This is a genomic window from Burkholderia sp. Bp8992, assembly GCF_003853705.1.
In the GTDB taxonomy this organism is placed as follows: domain Bacteria; phylum Pseudomonadota; class Gammaproteobacteria; order Burkholderiales; family Burkholderiaceae; genus Burkholderia.
In genome coordinates this window covers 16,212-30,162 of record NZ_QTQI01000013.1, presented here as the reverse complement: position 1 = coordinate 30,162, position 13,951 = coordinate 16,212, and the positions used below count along the sequence as shown (strand labels likewise).

Here is a 13,951-nt window from a genome sequence, read left to right as displayed (position 1 = left end):
GTGATTCGGTACGGAGCGTGCCGCGCGGGGCGCGGCGGCGTCGCCGCGTGTCGGCGGCGCGAGCGGGTATTGTACTTCGCCGCCGGCTGCCGCTGGCGCAGTGCAGCCATCCGGATGCGCCGCGTTACAGCCAGGCGGCGACGCCGCCATGCCCCGAGCACGTGCCGCGCCGATGGCGGCTGAAGCTGTACGTGCCGTCGCGGCAGCGTGCGCTCGCGCCTTCCGGCACGCGGCCCGATTTCGAATGCGCGGGCGCGTGCACGGTCTCGCCGTCGCGGTTGCGATAGGTGTCGTGACGGTCGAGATCGGCTTCGTCGCCGTAGCCGGGCGATGTGCGGTACGCATGCGCCGGCTGGGGCAGTGCGGCGCACGCGAAGAAGAGCGCGGTGGACAAGGTTGCGATGTGCGTCGCGCGGCGGAGCAGGGCGGGCATGGTCTCTCGGTCCGTTGTTATCGGTGTCGGGCCAGTGGCCCGCGCCGCATGTTAGCGGATCGGGGCCGGATCGGTATCGGCGCCGGACATCGACGCCGCGCCGTCGGCCCGCGCGGCATCGAGAATCCAGCGGCGGAACGCGGCCACCTTCGGCCGTTCGGCGTGATGCGGCGGATAAACGAGGTAGTACGCGAAATCGTCGAGCCACGCGGCGTCGGCGAGTTGCACGAGCCGCCCGCTCGCCAGTTCGCCGCGTACCATCGCGGCCGGCAGCAGCCCTGCGCCCTGGCCGGCGACGATCGCCTGCAGCAGCAGGCCCGAATCGTCGAACGCAGGGCCGCGCGGCGGGCCGAAATCGTCGATCCGCTGCGCGCCGAACCAGATGTGCCAGCCCTTGCGCTCGGCGTCGTGCAGTTGCGGCCAGCCGACGAGATCGGCCGGCGTCGCCGGCATGCCGAGCCGCGCGACGAGCTCGGGCGCCGCGAGCGCGACGATCTCCACGGTCAGCAGACGTTCGCTGCACAGCCCGATGTAGCGTCCGAGGCCGTGACGGATCGCGACATCGACGCCGTCGCGCGAGAAATCCGCGAGCGCATGGCTCGTGACGACCTGCAGGTCGACGTCCGGGCATGCGTGCCGGAACTGCGCGAGGCGCGGGACGAGCCACGCGGACGCGAAGAACGGCGTGACGCTCACCGTCAGCACGCCGCTGTCGGCGGCGCCCGACACGCGCTGCGACGCATCGGCGATCTGCCGGAACGCGTTGCGCACCGGCGGCAGGTAGTCGCGACCGGGGGCCGTCAGCAGGATGCCCCGGTTCACGCGCTCGAACAGCTGCACGCCGAGATGCGTCTCGAGCGTGCGGATCATCTGGCTCACCGCGCCGGGCGTGACCGACAACTCCTCGGCCGCCGACTTCACCGACAGGTGGCGGGCGGCCGCTTCGAAGGCGCGCAGCGCGTTGAGCGGCGGCAGGCGGGAACGATTCATTCAGTTTTTCTAAAGCGAATGGCCGACGAAATATCGTTTGAGGCGATGCGTATGCGCGAGTACCGTTGACGCATCGGATCGCATGCTTCGTGGCCGTTTTACAGTGGCCGATGCGATCAACATAGTTCATCTATATCTACGAGGCAATCCGGACGCCATCCGGCGGACGGTGGAACCTGAGAGGAGCATCGTCATGAACCGCCCGGGCGCATCGCGCCTCTTCTACGGCTGGTACGTGGTCGCGGCCGCGTTCGCCGTCACGTTCGTCGGGTTCGGCAGCGCGTACACGTTCAGCGCGTTCGTCGAGTCGCTGCAGCGGGATTTCGCCGCGTCGCGAGGGCAAATTTCGCTCGTGTTCTCGCTGGCCGGCTTCCTGTATTTCGGTTTCGGCATCGTCAGCGGGCCGCTGGCCGATCGCTTCGGCTCGCGGCGGCTCGCCGTCGCCGGGATGCTGCTGACGGGTGCGGGGCTCGCGGCTGCCGGCGCCGCACAGTCGCTGCTGCAGGTCTATGTCGCGTACGGGCTCGGTGTCGGCCTCGGGGTCGGCTGCGCCTACGTGCCGGCTGTCGGCGCGGTGCAGCGCTGGTTCGTGCGCCGGCGCGGCTTTGCGTCGGGGCTCGCAGTCGCGGGGATCGGCGTCGGCACGCTCGTGATGCCGCCGCTCGCGTCCGCGCTGATCGCCCATGTCGGCTGGCGCGGCGCATATTTCACGCTGGCCGCGATCGCGGTCGTGCTCGGAGCGGGCATGTCGCTGCTGATCGAGAACGATCCGCGCGGGCGAGGCGTGTTGCCGGACGGCGATGCTGCCGGCGACGGCGGCCGGAACGCCGCTGCTGCGTCGGCCGGCGTGAACGTGCGGGCCGGCGCGACGGTGCGTGAAGCCGTCACGTCGCGGCCGTTCGCGAGCCTTTACGCGGCCTGCCTCGTCTGCTCGTTCGGCGTGTTCGTCCCGTTCGTTCACCTCGTACCGTATGCGCTCGATCATCGCGTCGCGCCCTCGACGGCCGTATTGCTGCTCGGCGCGATCGGCGTCGGCAGCACGGCCGGCCGCTTCTTTCTCGGCGGCCTGGCCGACCGCTTCGGCCGCCGCGCGTCGCTGCTCGCGATGTTCGCCGGCATGGCCGTTGCGCTCGTCGCATGGGCGGGCGCCGGGACCGTCGCGACGCTCGCCGCGTTCGCGCTCGTGTTCGGCGTGTTCTACGGCGGCTGGGTCGCCGTGCTGCCGGCCGTCGTGATGGACTACTTCGGCGGGCGCAACGTGAGCGCGATCATCGGCATCCTGTACACGAGTGTCGCGTTCGGCACGCTGATCGGGCCGGCCGCCGCCGGTTTCATCTACGACGCGGGCGGCGGTTATCTCGTGCCGATCCTCGCGAGCGCCGCGGCGAATGCGATCGCATTCGCGATCGTCGCGACGACCGGACGGGCGCCGGCGGTCGCGCGCGCGGCCGGCTGACAGCGCACCCGGCTGGGCGCGCCGCGCGATTTCCGGTAGGGTGGGCGGACCGTCGATCATCGACGAACGCTCGGGGAGGCATCGTGACATTCGACGAAGTCCGGCAGATCGCACTGGCGTGGCGCGGCGTCGAGGAAGGCACGTCGTACGGCACGCCCGCGCTCAAGGTGAAAGGCAAGATGCTCGCGCGTCTGCGCGAGGACGGCGACACGCTCGTCGTGAAGGGCGTCGGCCCCGACGAGCGCGCCTGGCTGATCGAATCGGAACCCGACGTGTACTACGTGACCGATCACTATGTCGGCTGGCCGATCGTGCTGGTGCGTCTGTCGGCCGCGCATCCCGACGCCGTGAAAAACCTGCTTCTGCGAGAATGGGGCGCGATCGTACCGGCGAAGTGGCGGGACGAATCGGCGCACGGCACGAACTGAGTGCCCGGCTCACGCCGTGGCCGGCATGCCCGTGATGGGCGCGCGAGTCGTCGCCGAGCCGCAGCAAGCGTTGCATCGGTTTGCATCGATGCAACAAGTGGTTCCATCGAAATTCTTCAATTGGTTCTTAGTGAAGAACCGTTTGATGCTTACACTCCTTCGCTTCGAAGGCGGCAGACGATAGCTGACGGAAAGGGCGCACGCGATGCGCCGGCGCCTTGTGCGCCGCATCGCACCCGCAGCTTCGCAGACTGCGCGGGCGCACCGACCCGTACGGCCCCATCCGGCCTCATGCCCGCGTGCGACGCACGCGCGGCCGCAGCCGGATTCAACAACGACAACTCCCCGCGCCGCCTTCATGCGACACCCGGTCATATCGGAACCGTTTTTTGGAGAGAGACAGATGAGTGGAAGCAACACAGGCCTCGGCACGGGCCTGAAGCAGCGTCACGTGACGATGATGTCGATTGCCGGCGTCATCGGCGCGGGCTTGTTCGTCGGCTCCGGCCACGCGATCGCGGAAGCCGGGCCGGCATCAATACTCGCGTATGCGATCGCGGGCGTGCTGGTCGTGCTGGTGATGCGCATGCTCGGCGAAATGGCCGTCGCGCATCCGGACAGTGGTTCGTTCTCGACCTACGCCGATCGTGCAATCGGCCATTGGGCCGGCTTCACGATCGGCTGGCTGTACTGGTGGTTCTGGGTACTCGTGATCCCGATCGAGGCAACGGCCGCCGCGACCATTCTCAATGCGTGGTTCCCGGGTATCGCGACGTGGATCTTCGCGCTCGGCATCACGCTGCTGCTTACCATCACCAACCTCTTTTCCGTCAAGAACTACGGCGAATTCGAATTCTGGTTCGCGCTGATCAAGGTCGTCGCGATCGTCGTGTTCCTGTGCATCGGCGGCGCGGCGATCGTCGGCATCATTCCGGCGCCGGCCGTGTCGGGCGTGTCGAACCTGTTCGTGCACGGCGGCTTCATGCCGCACGGCGCAAGCGCGGTGCTGGCGGCAATGCTGACGACGATGTTCTCGTTCCTCGGCACCGAGATCGTGACGATCGCGGCCGCCGAATCGGACAACCCGCAACGCCAGATCGTGCGTGCGACGAACTCGGTCATCTGGCGCATCACGCTGTTCTATCTCGGCTCGATCCTGATCGTCGCGGCCATCGTGCCGTGGAACGACCCGCTGCTGCCGAAGCACGGCTCGTATCAGCGCGCGATGGAACTCATCGGGATCCCGAACGCGAAGGCGATCATCGACGTGATCGTGCTCGTGTCGGTCGCGAGCTGCCTGAACTCGGCGCTGTACACGGCGTCGCGGATGCTGTTCTCGCTGTCGAAGCGCAAGGACGCGCCGGCGTTCCTGCATCGCACCGATTCGACCGGCACGCCGCGCGCGGCCGTGCTCGCGTCGACCGCATTCGGTTTCGTGACCGTGATCGCGAACTACCTGATGCCGGAACAGGTGTTCGGCTTCCTGCTCGCGACGTCGGGCGCGATTGCGCTGCTCGTCTATCTGGTGATCGCGATCTCGCAACTGCGGATGCGCAAGACGCTCGAATCGACCGGCGCCGACCTGACGCTGCGGATGTGGCTGTTCCCGTGGCTCACGTGGGCGGTGATCCTGTTCATCTGCGGCACGCTGACCGTGATGTTCGTCAGCGAGGATCACCGGATGGAAGTCGGTGCGACGGCCGTGCTGGCGTTGATCGTGCTGCTCGCGTCGTGGCTGAACAAGCGCGGTCGCGATGCGCAGGCGAACGCGGGGCGGCGGGTGTCGGCGACGTGATGAAGTGACGTGACGGCGGGGCGGGGAGCTCCGGTCATGAAAATGGCCCGATCGGCGTTTGCCGGTCGGGCCATTTGTTTTGCCGGATTAAACGAACCTGCTTACCCGTGACGAAGGGTGTCGCAACACAGTGCGGCATTGAGATCCGGACTCACAAAAATCGAACTCGTCTGATTTCATCGACAACGACAACTTCATACATTGATCGCTTCGACAACCGAAGTGAACGATGAGGTCGACTCGCGATTCGCGGTCGTGCCGGGAGGGTGATAGATGGCGAATGCGAGCTTGCGATTGAGTGACGCAGGGTGGGTGGAGCTGCGGAGGCGGGAGAGCGCGGTCATGGCTTACTACAACGATCAGGCGAACAACTGTACCTATGGTATCGGAACGCTGGCTCACACCGGCCCGTGCACCCCGGAAGAATTGCGCACGCCGGTTACGACGACGCAAGTAAATGCACAACTCGCGGTCCGGGTCCGTCGGGCAGAAGCCGCCGTGCGACGACATGTATCGGTTCGGCAATTGACGCAGCTGCAATTCGATGAGCTCGTCAGCTATGCCTACAATACCGGCAATACAGGTGCGCTGGCCGTGTTCCGTTCAGCGAATCAGAGCGACGACGCGGGCGTCGTGTCGCACATGAATCAGCGCGTCTGGATTCATCCACGAGACGATAACGGGCGTCGTCTGGCGCCCGTTCGTTCAAACGGGCTTGTCAACCGGCGCCGACTTGAATCGGCGCCGTTCCAGCCACAACAGAGGGCACCGTGAGAACGGCCATGATCGGTTTGCTCGTGCTGGCGTCGACGCATGCATTTGCCGGCCCGACGGCAGCGGACGAGATAGCGGCGCGCAGTGGTTTGCCGGCAAGCGAGGTCAGTGCGCTGCTAAGGGACTGCGACTCGAGCCAGACGAGCATGAATTTTTGCGCGTGGCGCGATCAGATCGTCGCCGAGCGGGAATTGCAGCGGATCGTCGATAAACAGGTGAGCGAGCAGCCACGGCGCAAGGCGGCGCTCGACGCACAGATGGCGAAGTGGAAGAAAGCACGCGACACATCCTGCGAAAAATCGGCGCGTAATGCATGGGGAGATGGTTCGATGCGACCTGCGGCACAGGCGATTTGTGCAACGGCGGCAACGAAGGAAATGGTGAAAAGGTTGTCCGCTCGCGCTTCCCGCAAACCTTCGTGAATCGGTCCGACATGACAAAAGGCCGCTGCGTTCGCGATCCCGTACTGCCGATATGCGTGTTCGCCATGTCATGCAGGCGTGACGCCCTCGCGTACTCGCGTCCTGTATCAGGAGATCAGGTCGGCCGGCGTTCGCTCAAACGGCCGTGTCGCGATGTGTGACGATCGATTCGTTCCTGTTGGGAAATAAATCACCGACAAGCGGGTTATTTGTTACTGAAATAGTTTCACTTATTCTACGGGCTCACCACCAATCAAGAGTCCGACCATGTCGATCCGTCATCTGTTTTCTTCCGCATTCGTGGCGACTGCGCTGCTCGGCGCCGCATCCGCGAGCATCGCCGCCCCGCTGACCGTCGATGTCTACAATCCGGGCGCGCATGCGATCTTCCCGGTTTCGTCTGAAATCGTTTCGGGCAAGACCGAGGCGATCCTGATCGACGCCCAGTTCCAGCGCAACGACGCGCAGGCGCTGGTGAGCCGGATCAAGGCGAGCGGCAAGACGCTCAAGGCCGTCTACGTGAGCCACAGCGACCCCGACTATTACTTCGGGCTGGAAACCATTCACGCGGCTTTCCCGGATGCGAAGATCGTCGCGACGCCGCAGACCGTCGCCGCGATCGAGGCCAGCAAGGACGGCAAGCTCGCCTACTGGGGCCCGATCCTGAAGGACAATGCGCCCACCTCGGTGATCGTGCCGCAGCCGCTCGACGGTAATACGCTGCGCGTCGACGGCGAGCCGCTGCGCATCGTCGGGCTCGACGGCCCGACGCCCGATCGCACGTTCGTGTGGATTCCTTCCACACGGACCGTGGTCGGTGGCATCCCGGTCGCCGCGAACATTCACGTCTGGATGGCCGACACGCAGACGCCGCTGTCGCACGCGAACTGGCTGACGACGCTCGACCGGATCGATGCGTTGAAGCCGGCGCGCGTCGTGCCCGGCCACTTCCTGCCGAACCGTGACGGCAGCCAGCCGTTCACGACCGGCGTCGCGTTCACGCGCAATTACGTGAAGGCGTTCGACGAGGAAACGGCGCGCGCGAAGGATTCGGCGACGCTGATCGCGGCGATGGAGGCGCGCTACCCGGATCTCGGCGAGAAGTCGTCGCTCGAGCTGAGCGCGAAGGTTGCCAAGGGCGAGATGCAGTGGCCCGCGCCGGCGCCGTTCCCCGCGGCGGGCAAGACGGTGCGTGCCCAGTTCGGCGCTACCGCGTTCGACCTGCACTTCCAGGACGGCAAGACGATGTCGTTCGTCGGCACGGCCGGCCAATTCAAGGGTGTGACGGATACGGTGCAGTACACGGCGCGCGAAATCCGCCCGCAGGTGTACATGGTGTACTGGCATGAGCCGTCCACCGGTTCGAACGTCGTGCACGTCGAGGATTTCGAACGCGGCACGGTGGATACGAACATCGCGACGAAGGACGGACAGTTCCTGCATATGTCCGGGACGCTGAAGATCGTCGGTCGGGAATGAGCCGGTCTTCCGTCATCGAAAAGAAAAAGCCCGCATTCAGCGGGCTTTTTTATGCTTGATGCGGCAGCAACGCTCAGACGTTGAACAGGAAGTTCATCACGTCGCCGTCGTGCACGACATATTCCTTCCCTTCCGCGCGCATCTTGCCGGCTTCCTTCGCGCCTTGCTCACCCTTGTACGTGACGAAGTCGTCGAACGCGATCGTCTGCGCGCGAATGAAGCCGCGCTCGAAGTCGGTGTGGATCACGCCGGCCGCTTGCGGCGCCGTGTCGCCGATATGGATCGTCCACGCGCGCACTTCCTTCACGCCCGCGGTGAAATAGGTTTGCAGCCCGAGCAGCTTGAAGCCCGCGCGGATCACGCGGTCGAGGCCCGGCTCTTCCATGCCCATGTCGGCGAGGAACGCTTCCTTGTCCGCGTCGTCGAGATCGGCGATTTCGGCTTCGATCGCCGCGCACACGGCAACCACCGGCGCGTTCTCGCTCTCCGCGTACTTGCGCACTGCATCGAGGTGCGGGTTGTTCTCGAAACCGTCGTCCTTCACGTTGGCGACATACATCGCCGGCTTCGCGGTGATCAGGCAGAACGGCTTGAGCAGCGCCTCTTCGTCGTCCGACAGCGCGAGGCCGCGCACGGCCTTGCCCTGGTCGAGCTGCGCGCGCACTTTCTCGAGCACCGCGACGAGCTTCGCCGCTTCCTTGTCGTTGCCCGACTTCGCGGCCTTCGAGTAGCGCGTGAGCGCCTTCTCGACGGTGCCCAGGTCGGCCAGCGCGAGTTCGGTGTTGATCACTTCGATGTCGTCGATCGGGCTGACCTTGCCGGCCACGTGAATGACGTTCTCGTCCTCGAAGCAGCGCACGACGTGCGTGATCGCATCGGTCTCGCGAATGTTCGCGAGGAACTGGTTGCCGAGGCCTTCACCCTTGCTCGCGCCCGCGACGAGGCCCGCGATGTCGACGAATTCGACGACGGCCGGCACGACACGCTCCGGCTTGACGATCTCGGAGAGCGCCTTCAGGCGCGTATCGGGCACTTCGACGATGCCGACGTTCGGCTCGATCGTGCAGAACGGGTAGTTCTCGGCGGCGATGCCGGCCTTGGTCAGCGCATTGAACAGGGTGGACTTGCCGACGTTGGGCAAGCCGACGATGCCGCATTTGAGACTCATGGAATCCTTCGGACGGGTAAGGCGGCGCGGCCGGACAGGGCACGGCGGCGCGGGAAAAAAGGGCGGCCGGCGCGTGGGGCGCGGCGGGCCGACGGGCAAAAACGCTATTGTACCGTGCCGACGCCCCGGATTCCGGGGTTGCGCCGAACGGCCGATGCGGCGGGCCGCTGCGCCGCGCCGGCCGCCTGCGATTCTGCTGATTTCCCGCAAAGTCCGGCCGCGTAAGGGTTTGGCCCCGCAGCTATAATGCCCGCCATGACTGCCCACCACTCCTTCGACGTCGCCGTGGTCGGCGGCGGGCTCGTCGGCAAGACGGCCGCGCTCGCGCTGACCCAGTCCGGCTACAAGACCGCCTTGCTCGCCCAGCCGGCCACACCGCGCCCCGCCGATCTCGCGTTCGACACGCGCGTCTACGCGCTGTCCTCCAGTTCGCAGGCGCTGCTCGAGCGGCTGCGGGTCTGGCAGGCGCTCGACCACGGCCGGCTCGCGCCCGTCTACGACATGCGCGTGTACGGCGATGCGCACGCGGAACTGCATTTCTCCGCGTACCAGGCCTCCGTGCCGCAGCTCGCGTGGATCGCCGAATCGTCGCTGGTCGAGACGTCGCTCGACGCCGCCCTGCGGTTCCAGCCGAACCTCACGTGGTTCGATGCGCGCGCGCAGGGCTTCGACGTGCGCGACGACGCGGCCGTGCTCACGCTGTCGTCGGGGCAGGTGCTGGAAGCCGACCTGATCGTCGGCGCCGACGGCGCCCATTCGTGGGTGCGCTCCCAAATGGGGGCCAGGGTCGAGCGACGCGATTACCGGCAGACGGGCGTCGTCGCGAACTTCAAGGCGTCGCTGCCGCACCGCGAGACGGCCTACCAGTGGTTTCACGAAGGCGAAATCGTCGCGCTGCTGCCGCTGCCGGACGGTCATGTCTCGCTCGTGTGGTCCGCGCATACCGCGCATGCCGATGAATTGCTCGCACTCGATCCGGCGCAGCTCGCGGCCGAGGTCGAGCGCGTGTCGCACGGCCAGGTCGGCACGCTAGAGTGCGTGACGCCGGCCGCCGGTTTCCCGCTCGCGCTGCAGACGGTCGACAAGCTGATCGCGCCGCGCGTCGCGCTGGTCGGCGATGCCGCGCACCTGATCCACCCGCTCGCGGGGCAGGGGATGAACCTCGGGCTGCGCGACGTCGCGGCGCTCGCCGATGCGATCGCGGGCAAGGAGAGCTTCCGCAACCTCGGCGATACGGTGCTGCTGCGCCGCTACGAGCGTTCGCGCCGCGAGGACATCCGCGGGCTGATGGTCGCGACCGACGGCCTGCAGCGGCTGTTCGCGGTGCCGGGCGCGCTCGCGAAGGCGGTACGCAATGCGGGGATGGCCTTCGTCGGCGCGCAGCCGCTCGTGAAGCGCTGGCTCGTGTCGGCCGCGCTCGGCTGAGCGAACCTTCGGCTGTTTCGCCGGTCGGACTCCGTTCCGTTACGGCGTACACTGTGCCGTGCACTCCGATTGAGCTGAAGGAAGATTTCGATGAAAAAAACGATCCGCATCGCGTCGCTGGCGCTCGCCGTCACGATGGCGACGCTCGGCTGCACCGCGCAGGCCGACCAGACCACCGACAAGCTGAAAGCCACGCTGCAAGCCCGCCTCGGTAACGACGCGCCGATCAAGAGCGTGGCGAAATCGCCGGTCGCGGGCCTCTACGAAGTGAACCTCGGTACGCAGATCATCTATAGCGACGCGGCGGGCGATTACGTGCTGCTCGGCGACCTCGTCGACACCAAGTCGCACAAGAACCTGACCGACGCCCGCCTGTCCGAGATCAACAAGATCGACTTCGCGAGCCTGCCGTTCGCGAATGCGATCAAGATCGTCAAGGGCAACGGCGCACGCAAGATCGCGGTGTTCTCCGATCCGAACTGCCCGTACTGCAAGAAGCTCGAGACGACGCTGCAATCGGTCGACAACGTCACTGTCTACACGTTCCTGTACCCGGTGCTGTCGCCGGATTCGACCGCGAAGTCGAAGGCGATCTGGTGCGCGACCGACCGTGCGAAGTCATGGGAAGGCTGGATGCTCGACCACCGTGCGCCGTCGGGGGCCGGCACCTGCGATACCAGCGCGCTCGACAAGAACCTCGCGCTCGGTCGCGGCATGAACGTGACGGGCACGCCGACGATCTTCCTGCCGGACGGCCGCCGTCTGCCGGGCGCGGTCTCGGCCGACCAGCTCAATCAGGCGCTCGCCTCGAGCAAGTAACCGACCACACGCCGGGCACATGGCCCGGCCAGCGAGGGGCGCCCGCATGATCTGCCGGCGCCTCTCTTCGTTTTCGCTGCCGTATTCGACCGACCGATTGCCACGATGACCCAGCCGATCCGCTATTCGATTGTCCCGAAAGATCTCGCCGCGCACCTGTTCGAAGTATCGGTGACGGTCGCCGATCCCGATCCCGAAGGCCAGCGCTTCTCGCTGCCGGTGTGGATTCCGGGCAGCTACCTCGTGCGCGAGTTCGCGCGCAACATCGTGACGCTCGGTGCGTTCAACGACGCGGGCCGCAAGGTGCGCATCGCGAAGACCGACAAGCACACGTGGCAGGCCGCGCCCGTGACCGGCGCGCTGACGCTGCGCTACGACGTGTATGCGTGGGACCTGTCGGTGCGCTCCGCGTATCTCGACGAATCGGGCGGGTTCTTCAACGCGACGGCCGTGTTCCTGAGCGTCGCCGGGCGCGAGGACGCGCCGTGCGAAGTCGACATCGCGAAACCGGCCGGCGCGGCGTTCCGCACGTGGCGCGTCGGCACCGCGCTGCCCGAGGCGCGCGGCACGAAGCGCTATGGCTTCGGCACGTACCGTGCAGCGAACTACGACGAGCTGTCCGATCATCCGGTGACGATCGGCGAATTCGCGCTTGCGACGTTCGACGCGCACGGCGTGCCGCACGACATCGTGATCGCCGGGCGCGTGACGCAACTCGACATGGAGCGGCTGCGTACCGACCTGAAGCGCGTATGCGAAGCGCAGATCGCGCTGTTCGAGCCGAAGTCGAAGAAGGCGCCGATGGACCGCTACGTGTTCATGACGCTCGCGGTCAGCGACGGCTACGGCGGCCTCGAGCATCGTGCATCGACCGCGCTGATCTGCAACCGCACCGACCTGCCCGTGAAGGGGCGGCCCGAAACGACGGAAGGCTATCGTACGTATCTCGGCCTCTGCAGCCACGAGTACTTCCATACGTGGAACGTGAAGCGCATCAAGCCGGCGGCATTCGTGCCGTACGACCTGTCGAAGGAAAACTACACGTCGCTGCTGTGGCTCTTCGAGGGCTTCACGTCGTATTACGACGACCTGATGCTGGTGCGCAGCGGGCTGATGTCGCAGGACGAATATTTCGCGGCGCTGGGCCGCACGATCGGCGGCGTGCTGCGCGGCACGGGCCGGCTCAAGCAGAGCGTCGCGGAAAGCTCGTTCGACGCGTGGATCAAGTACTACCGCCAGGACGAGAACGCGACCAACGCGATCGTCAGCTATTACACGAAGGGTTCGCTCGTCGCGCTCGCGTTCGATCTCGCGATTCGCGCGCAGACGCGCAACCGGAAGTCGCTCGACGACGTGATGCGCCTGCTGTGGCAGCGCTACGGCCGCGATTTCTACCGCGGCAAGCAGGCGGGCGTCGAGGAAAACGAAGTCGAGGCGCTGATCGAAGAGGCGACGGGCGTTGCGCTAGGCCGCCTGTTCACCGACGCCGTGCAGGGTACGCGCGACCTGCCGCTCGTCGAGCTGTTCGCGCCGTTCGGCGTGACGCTCGCGCCCGATGTCGCGAACGGCGCGGCCGCGAAGCCGACGATCGGTGCGCGCCTGCGCGGCGGCGCGGACTGCACGTTCGCGGCGGTTTATGAAGGCGGCGCCGCGCATCGCGCGGGGCTGTCGGCCGGCGATACGCTGATCGCGGTCGACGGGCTGCGCGTGACGGGCACGAACCTCGATGCGCTGCTCGCGCGCTACCAGCCGGGCGACAAGGTCGAGGTTCACGCGTTCCGCCGCGACGAGCTGCGCACCGCGAAACTGAAGCTCGACGGCCCGGAAGTCACGCGCTACCGGCTGACGGCGGCCGCGAAGCCGGCCGCGGTCTCGAAGGCACGGGAAGCCTGGCTGAAGGGTTGAACGCCAGGAGGCGGGTATCGGGGCGCGATCGGGGATTGTTCTGCTGCTGCAACAATCCGTCGCCCTGAACCCGCTTTTTCGCGGTCATGCGGCCACGCACAATGGGGTCACTCGCGCTACCGAAGCGCAACCCTACTGGAGCCTGACATGACGACCATTCTGCAAATCAATTCCGCTGCACGTTCGCAAGGTGCGCAATCGACGCTGCTGGCCAACGAGCTGACGGCAAAACTGCAACAATCGAACCCCGGCGCGAAAGTCGTGGTTCGTGACCTGCTGGCCGACGCGCTGCCGCACCTCGACGAATCGGTGCTCGGCGCGTTCTTCACGCCGGCCGAGAACCGCACCGCGGAGCAGAATGCGATCGTCGCGAAGAGCGATGCCCTGATCGCCGAGCTGCAAGCCGCCGACATCATCGTGATCGGCGCACCGATGTACAACTTCGGCATCTCGTCGCAACTGAAGACGTACTTCGACTGGATCGCCCGCGCAGGCGTCACGTTCCGCTACACGGAGAACGGTCCGGAAGGCCTGATCAAGGGCAAGAAGGTTCACGTCGTGACGGCCCGCGGCGGCAAGTATGCCGGTACGCCGAACGACAGCCAGACGCCGTACCTGCGCACGTTCCTCGGCTTCGTCGGCATGACCGACGTGAGCTTCATCTTCGCGGAAGGCCTGAACCTCGGACCGGATGCGCAAAGCGCCGCGCTGGCCAGCGCGCGCGAAGCGATCGCCGCTGCGTAAGGACGGTCGACGCAGGTGCGGCGCACCTGCTGCATCGCCCGATAAGGAAACGCCGCGTCCCCCGAAAGGGGCGCGGCGTTTTTTTGCATGCCGGCCGGCTGCCGGCTCGAAGG

General features: G+C 66.4%; 13 protein-coding genes. 10 read left to right on the top strand and 3 right to left on the bottom strand.

Annotation, left to right across the window (positions count from 1 at the left end; all coding sequences use genetic code 11):
* Positions 1-124: 124 nt before the first annotated feature.
* Positions 125-433: a DUF3761 domain-containing protein gene (locus tag DIE03_RS19670; protein WP_124453179.1), complete on the bottom strand. Its 309-nt coding sequence runs from the start codon at positions 431-433 to the stop codon at positions 125-127.
* A gap of 51 nt (positions 434-484) precedes the next feature.
* Positions 485-1,423, bottom strand: a complete 939-nt coding sequence (gcvA, locus tag DIE03_RS19665) for a transcriptional regulator GcvA (protein ID WP_124453177.1) — start codon at positions 1,421-1,423, stop codon at positions 485-487.
* Between the two features lie 193 nt (positions 1,424-1,616).
* On the opposite strand from gcvA, the gene DIE03_RS19660 reads away from it, so the two are divergent.
* From DIE03_RS19660 to DIE03_RS19635, 6 genes are all read left to right on the top strand, one after another.
* Entirely contained in the window at positions 1,617-2,879 is a 1,263-nt protein-coding gene (locus tag DIE03_RS19660; protein WP_124453175.1) for an MFS transporter, read from the top strand.
* Between the two features lie 83 nt (positions 2,880-2,962).
* Complete coding sequence (locus DIE03_RS19655; protein WP_124453173.1) at positions 2,963-3,307, top strand: MmcQ/YjbR family DNA-binding protein; 345 nt, start codon at positions 2,963-2,965, stop codon at positions 3,305-3,307.
* Positions 3,308-3,710: 403 nt separating this feature from the next.
* Positions 3,711-5,102 carry a GABA permease gene (gene gabP / locus DIE03_RS19650; protein ID WP_124453171.1) on the top strand — a complete coding sequence of 464 codons (1,392 nt, stop codon included), beginning with the start codon at positions 3,711-3,713 and terminating at the stop codon, positions 5,100-5,102.
* A 273-nt stretch (positions 5,103-5,375) separates the two neighbouring features.
* The gene (locus tag DIE03_RS19645; RefSeq protein WP_124453169.1) at positions 5,376-5,876 is read left to right on the top strand and encodes a lysozyme; all 501 of its coding nucleotides are present in this window, start codon (positions 5,376-5,378) and stop codon (positions 5,874-5,876) included.
* Positions 5,877-5,884: 8 nt separating this feature from the next.
* A complete protein-coding gene (locus DIE03_RS19640; RefSeq protein ID WP_124453166.1) occupies positions 5,885-6,298 on the top strand; it encodes a lysozyme inhibitor LprI family protein in 414 nt (137 codons plus the stop codon).
* 267 nt (positions 6,299-6,565) lie between these two features.
* Positions 6,566-7,777 carry an MBL fold metallo-hydrolase gene (locus tag DIE03_RS19635; protein WP_124453164.1) on the top strand — a complete coding sequence of 404 codons (1,212 nt, stop codon included), beginning with the start codon at positions 6,566-6,568 and terminating at the stop codon, positions 7,775-7,777.
* A gap of 73 nt (positions 7,778-7,850) precedes the next feature.
* Here the strand turns inward: DIE03_RS19635 and ychF are convergent, their stop codons facing one another.
* Positions 7,851-8,945 carry a redox-regulated ATPase YchF gene (gene ychF, locus DIE03_RS19630; protein WP_124453163.1) on the bottom strand — a complete coding sequence of 365 codons (1,095 nt, stop codon included), beginning with the start codon at positions 8,943-8,945 and terminating at the stop codon, positions 7,851-7,853.
* A gap of 246 nt (positions 8,946-9,191) precedes the next feature.
* Here ychF and DIE03_RS19625 point away from each other — a divergent pair, with 246 nt between their 5' ends.
* From DIE03_RS19625 to DIE03_RS19610, 4 genes are all read left to right on the top strand, one after another.
* The gene (locus tag DIE03_RS19625; RefSeq protein WP_124453161.1) at positions 9,192-10,370 is read left to right on the top strand and encodes a UbiH/UbiF family hydroxylase; all 1,179 of its coding nucleotides are present in this window, start codon (positions 9,192-9,194) and stop codon (positions 10,368-10,370) included.
* A 90-nt stretch (positions 10,371-10,460) separates the two neighbouring features.
* Positions 10,461-11,189, top strand: coding sequence for a DsbC family protein (locus DIE03_RS19620; protein ID WP_124453159.1), 729 nt, complete (start codon positions 10,461-10,463; stop codon positions 11,187-11,189).
* A 105-nt stretch (positions 11,190-11,294) separates the two neighbouring features.
* Positions 11,295-13,094 (top strand): M61 family metallopeptidase, encoded by a 1,800-nt coding sequence (locus tag DIE03_RS19615; protein ID WP_124453157.1) that lies wholly within the window; start codon positions 11,295-11,297, stop codon positions 13,092-13,094.
* Positions 13,095-13,241: 147 nt separating this feature from the next.
* Positions 13,242-13,838: an FMN-dependent NADH-azoreductase gene (locus DIE03_RS19610; protein ID WP_096472359.1), complete on the top strand. Its 597-nt coding sequence runs from the start codon at positions 13,242-13,244 to the stop codon at positions 13,836-13,838.
* The last annotated feature ends 113 nt before the right edge of the window (positions 13,839-13,951 follow it).

Bases quoted from the DNA above. Each gene is read 5' to 3' on its own strand.
- DIE03_RS19670 (WP_124453179.1), bottom strand. From the start codon at position 433: ATGCCCGCCCTGCTCCGCCGCGCGACGCACATCGCAACCTTGTCCACC.
- gcvA (WP_124453177.1), bottom strand. From the start codon at position 1,423: ATGAATCGTTCCCGCCTGCCGCCGCTCAACGCGCTGCGCGCCTTCGAA.
- DIE03_RS19660 (WP_124453175.1), top strand. From the start codon at position 1,617: ATGAACCGCCCGGGCGCATCGCGCCTCTTCTACGGCTGGTACGTGGTC.
- gabP (WP_124453171.1), top strand. From the start codon at position 3,711: ATGAGTGGAAGCAACACAGGCCTCGGCACGGGCCTGAAGCAGCGTCAC.
- DIE03_RS19645 (WP_124453169.1), top strand. From the start codon at position 5,376: ATGGCGAATGCGAGCTTGCGATTGAGTGACGCAGGGTGGGTGGAGCTG.
- DIE03_RS19640 (WP_124453166.1), top strand. From the start codon at position 5,885: ATGATCGGTTTGCTCGTGCTGGCGTCGACGCATGCATTTGCCGGCCCG.
- DIE03_RS19635 (WP_124453164.1), top strand. From the start codon at position 6,566: ATGTCGATCCGTCATCTGTTTTCTTCCGCATTCGTGGCGACTGCGCTG.
- ychF (WP_124453163.1), bottom strand. From the start codon at position 8,945: ATGAGTCTCAAATGCGGCATCGTCGGCTTGCCCAACGTCGGCAAGTCC.
- DIE03_RS19625 (WP_124453161.1), top strand. From the start codon at position 9,192: ATGCCCGCCATGACTGCCCACCACTCCTTCGACGTCGCCGTGGTCGGC.
- DIE03_RS19620 (WP_124453159.1), top strand. From the start codon at position 10,461: ATGAAAAAAACGATCCGCATCGCGTCGCTGGCGCTCGCCGTCACGATG.
- DIE03_RS19615 (WP_124453157.1), top strand. From the start codon at position 11,295: ATGACCCAGCCGATCCGCTATTCGATTGTCCCGAAAGATCTCGCCGCG.
- DIE03_RS19610 (WP_096472359.1), top strand. From the start codon at position 13,242: ATGACGACCATTCTGCAAATCAATTCCGCTGCACGTTCGCAAGGTGCG.